Source organism: Nocardioides sp. NPDC023903, assembly GCF_040639295.1.
Taxonomy (GTDB): domain Bacteria; phylum Actinomycetota; class Actinomycetes; order Propionibacteriales; family Nocardioidaceae; genus Nocardioides.
This window is the reverse complement of sequence record NZ_JBEZZS010000071.1, coordinates 1-4,861: the sequence shown is the minus strand read 5'-3', so window position 1 is coordinate 4,861 and position 4,861 is coordinate 1. Positions and strand designations below refer to the sequence as shown.

The following is a 4,861-nucleotide window of genomic DNA, read 5'->3' as shown; positions in this document are numbered from 1 at the left end:
CGACGAGCCGACATCGAGGTGCCAAACCATCCCGTCGATATGGACTCTTGGGGAAGATCAGCCTGTTATCCCCGGGGTACCTTTTATCCGTTGAGCGACACCGCTTCCACTTGCCGGTGCCGGATCACTAGTCCCGACTTTCGTCCCTGCTCGACCTGTCAGTCTCACAGTCAAGCTCCCTTGTGCACTTGCACTCAACACCTGATTGCCAACCAGGCTGAGGGAACCTTTGGGCGCCTCCGTTACATTTTGGGAGGCAACCGCCCCAGTTAAACTACCCACCAGGCACTGTCCCTGAACCAGATCATGGTCCGAGGTTAGAAGTCCAATACGATCAGAGTGGTATTTCAACGACGACTCCACCCGAACTAGCGTCCGAGCTTCACAGTCTCCCACCTATCCTACACAAACCGTACCGAACACCAATACCAAGCTATAGTGAAGGTCCCGGGGTCTTTTCGTCCTGCCGCGCGTAACGAGCATCTTTACTCGTAATGCAATTTCGCCGAGTCTGTGGTTGAGACAGCAGAGAAGTCGTTACGCCATTCGTGCAGGTCGGAACTTACCCGACAAGGAATTTCGCTACCTTAGGATGGTTATAGTTACCACCGCCGTTTACCGGGGCTTAAATTCTCAGCTTCGCCCTTACAGGCTAACCGGTCCTCTTAACCTTCCGGCACCGGGCAGGCGTCAGTCCGTATACATCGTCTTACGACTTCGCACGGACCTGTGTTTTTAGTAAACAGTCGCTTCTCTCTGGTCTCTGCGACCCCACCCAGCTCCCGGAGTAAATCCGTTCACCAGATGTGGTCCCCCTTCTCCCGAAGTTACGGGGGCATTTTGCCGAGTTCCTTAACCACAGTTCTCTCGATCGCCTTAGTATTCTCTACCTGACCACCTGTGTCGGTTTGGGGTACGGGCCGTGTACCAGCTCGCTAGAGGCTTTTCTCGGCAGCATAGGATCACTGAATTCCCCTCAACGGGTACGCATCACGTCTCAGGCTATATGCTGTGCGGATTTGCCTACACAACGCCCTACACGCTTACACCAGGTATTCCATCACCTGGCCCAGCTACCTTCCTGCGTCACCCCATCGCTTACCTACTACAGCCAGGGTCGTATGCAGCCGTCATCCCCCTCGCCCGAAGGCTCGGTAAGACAACATTTGGATACTTAGCACAACTGATTCAGCATTGGGCGCGGATACACGGGTACGGGAATATCAACCCGTTGTCCATCGACTACGCCTGTCGGCCTCGCCTTAGGTCCCGACTCACCCTGGGCGGATTAACCTGGCCCAGGAACCCTTGGTCATTCGGCGGACGAGTTTCTCACTCGTCTTTCGCTACTCATGCCTGCATTCTCACTCCCGTGGCCTCCACAGCTAGTTCACACTGCTGCTTCCACGGCCACAGGACGCTCCCCTACCCATCCACACACCTGGCCTGTTCCCGAAGAAACAGACGGGCTATTGTGTGAATGCCGCGGCTTCGGCGGTGTACTTGAGCCCCGCTACATTGTCGGCGCAGGATCACTTGACCAGTGAGCTATTACGCACTCTTTCAAGGGTGGCTGCTTCTAAGCCAACCTCCTGGTTGTCTAAGCGACCCCACATCCTTTTCCACTTAGTACACGCTTAGGGGCCTTAGCCGGCGATCTGGGCTGTTTCCCTCTCGACTACGAAGCTTATCCCCCGCAGTCTCACTGCCACGCTCTCACACACCGGCATTCGGAGTTTGGCTGACTTCGGTAAGCTTGTGGGCCCCCTAGGCCATCCAGTAGCTCTACCTCCGATGTGAAACACGTGACGCTGCACCTAAATGCATTTCGGGGAGAACCAGCTATCACGGAGTTTGATTGGCCTTTCACCCCTACCCACAGCTCATCCCCTCAGTTTTCAACCTAAGTGGGTTCGGGCCTCCACGACGTCTTACCGTCGCTTCACCCTGGCCATGGGTAGATCACTCCGCTTCGGGTCCATAATGTGCGACTATGTTCGCCCTATTCAGACTCGCTTTCGCTACGGCTACCCCTCGACGGGTTAACCTCGCCACACACCGATGACTCGCAGGCTCATTCTTCAAAAGGCACGCCATCACCCCACACACTCAAGAGTGCGAAGGCTTTGACGGATTGTAAGCGCACGGTTTCAGGTACTATTTCACTCCCCTCCCGGGGTACTTTTCACCTTTCCCTCACGGTACTAGTCCGCTATCGGTCACCAGGGAGTATTCAGGCTTACCGGGTGGTCCCGGCAGATTCACAGCAGATTTCACGGGCCCGCTGCTACTCGGGAGACATCCACAACAGCCAAGAAGTTTTCGTTTACCGGACTATCACCGTCTATGGCAGGCCGTTCCAGACCACTTCAACTAACCACTTGGTTTCTTACTGTTGCTCAACTCGGCAGAGTTGAGAAGAATGATCCCACTACCCCAGCTAGACAACGACTGCCGTCTATCACATCTAACTGGTTTAGCCTCATCCGCTTTCGCTCGCCACTACTCACGGAATCACTGTTGTTTTCTCTTCCTGTGGGTACTGAGATGTTTCACTTCCCCACGTTCCCTCCACACACCCTATATATTCAGATGCGGGTAACACGACATCACTCGTGCTGGGTTTCCCCATTCGGAAATCCTCGGATCTCAGCTCGGTTGACAGCTCCCCGAGGCTTATCGCAGCCTCCTACGTCCTTCATCGGCTCCTGGTGCCAAGGCATCCACCGTACGCTCTTAAACACTTACTAACAAAGATGCTCGCGTCCACTGTGCAGTTCTCAAACAACACACCCGCTCGAGAACATGTTCCGAGATTGACTCAGCCTTACGGCCGGCAATGTCTCGAAGATCCGAGCGGATCGTTTGTTTTGCCATGAAAAAACACTTTCGCGTGTTCTTTCAGGACCCAATAGTGTGTCGGTATATCACCGCGGTGAAAGACATTGCTTCCACCGAGTGCGATGAGTTTGTCAGCGTTCCACCCATGAGCGTCCGCAGTTCCACGAAAGGGAACTAAACGGTCTCTGACACAACCACTCTCGACTATTCGAGAGTGTTTGTGTAGATGTGCTCCTTAGAAAGGAGGTGATCCAGCCGCACCTTCCGGTACGGCTACCTTGTTACGACTTCGTCCCAATCGCCGATCCCACCTTCGACGGCTCCCTCCCACAAGGGGTTAGGCCACCGGCTTCGGGTGTTACCGACTTTCATGACGTGACGGGCGGTGTGTACAAGGCCCGGGAACGTATTCACCGCAGCGTTGCTGATCTGCGATTACTAGCGACTCCAACTTCACGGGGTCGAGTTGCAGACCCCGATCCGAACTGAGACCGGCTTTAAGGGATTCGCTCCACCTCGCGGTATCGCAGCCCTCTGTACCGGCCATTGTAGCATGTGTGAAGCCCTGGACATAAGGGGCATGATGACTTGACGTCGTCCCCACCTTCCTCCGAGTTGACCCCGGCAGTCTCTCACGAGTCCCCGCCATTACGCGCTGGCAACATAAGATAAGGGTTGCGCTCGTTGCGGGACTTAACCCAACATCTCACGACACGAGCTGACGACAGCCATGCACCACCTGTACACCGACCACAAGGGGGCCTACATCTCTGCAGGTTTCCGGTGTATGTCAAACCCAGGTAAGGTTCTTCGCGTTGCATCGAATTAATCCACATGCTCCGCCGCTTGTGCGGGCCCCCGTCAATTTCTTTGAGTTTTAGCCTTGCGGCCGTACTCCCCAGGCGGGGTACTTAATGCGTTAGCTACGGCACGGAGTCCGTGGAAGGAGCCCCACACCTAGTACCCACCGTTTACGGCATGGACTACCAGGGTATCTAATCCTGTTTGCTACCCATGCTTTCGCTTCTCAGCGTCAGTTACTTCCCAGAGACCCGCCTTCGCCACCGGTGTTCCTCCTGATATCTGCGCATTTCACCGCTACACCAGGAATTCCAGTCTCCCCTGAAGTACTCTAGTCCGCCCGTATCGCCTGCAAGCTTAAGGTTGAGCCCCAAGTTTTCACAAACGACGCGACGAACCGCCTACAAGCTCTTTACGCCCAGTAATTCCGGACAACGCTCGGACCCTACGTATTACCGCGGCTGCTGGCACGTAGTTGGCCGGTCCTTATTCTACAGGTACAGTCACTTGCGCTTCGTCCCTGTCAAAAGCGGTTTACAACCCGAAGGCCGTCATCCCGCACGCGGCGTCGCTGCATCAGGCTTGCGCCCATTGTGCAATATTCCCCACTGCTGCCTCCCGTAGGAGTCTGGGCCGTGTCTCAGTCCCAGTGTGGCCGGTCACCCTCTCAGGTCGGCTACCCGTCGTCGCCTTGGTGAGCCGTTACCTCACCAACAAGCTGATAGGCCGCGGGCCCATCTCGCACCGATAAATCTTTCCACCACAGAACATGCATTCCGTGGTCATATCCGGTATTAGACCCAGTTTCCCAGGCTTATCCCGAAGTGCAAGGCAGATCACCCACGTGTTACTCACCCGTTCGCCGCTCGTGTACCCCGAAGGGCCTTACCGCTCGACTTGCATGTGTTAAGCACGCCGCTAGCGTTCGTCCTGAGCCAGAATCAAACTCTCCGTTGAAGACTCTCGAAAACACCCGAAGGTGCAATCAAAATTATCTAACTAGAGTCCGAAAACCTAGCAAAACCGAACACCAGCAAAAAGATTCGCTGTTGTTCAAATGTCCAACCTCCACGACCGGGGGGTACATGAAGGATTGGAACCAATAATTATTATTGGCACTGACATTCATCGACACACTATTGAGTTCTCAAAGAACACACGCACACACTTTTACCCGCAACTTCTCGTCGGGGTTTCGGTGAGGCAAGGGTTCCAACTT

Annotated in this window: 2 rRNA genes; both read right to left on the bottom strand. The window is 54.9% G+C overall.

Annotated features, from left to right (window positions below):
- A 23S ribosomal RNA gene (locus AB0F44_RS29950) occupies positions 1–2,750 on the bottom strand; the annotation flags it as partial.
- A gap of 330 nt (positions 2,751–3,080) precedes the next feature.
- Positions 3,081–4,599: ribosomal RNA gene (locus tag AB0F44_RS29945) — 16S ribosomal RNA — on the bottom strand.
- Positions 4,600–4,861 lie beyond the last annotated feature (262 nt).